Source organism: Thioclava sp. UBA3469 (assembly GCF_002378135.1).
Lineage (GTDB): Bacteria > Pseudomonadota > Alphaproteobacteria > Rhodobacterales > Rhodobacteraceae > Thioclava > Thioclava sediminum.
In genome coordinates, this window is the sequence record NZ_DFRG01000014.1 from 1 (window position 1) to 249 (window position 249).

The following is a 249-nucleotide window of genomic DNA, read 5'->3' on the forward strand; positions in this document are numbered from 1 at the left end:
GACGGTGAAGCCGCCTTTGACGCGACCGAAGATGGCGCCTTCGACGCGCTCTTCTTTGGCGTAAGCTGCTTCGAGACGATCCCATGCCTCTTCGCGGCGGGCTTTCTCACGCGAGATAACGGCTTCGCCGCGAGCGTTCTCGACACGGTCGAGATACACTTCGACTTCGTCGCCGACTTCGATCTGCGGAGCCTCGCCGGGGTTGGCGAATTCTTTGAGTTCGACGCGGCCTTCCATTTTGTAGCCGAC

The 249-nt window shown here is 60.6% G+C and carries 1 protein-coding gene; it reads right to left on the reverse strand.

Annotated elements, in window-relative coordinates; translation table 11 throughout:
* The coding region (locus tag B3D39_RS01140; RefSeq protein ID WP_286789299.1) for a S1 RNA-binding domain-containing protein at nucleotides 1–249 on the reverse strand (249 nt) is incomplete at both ends.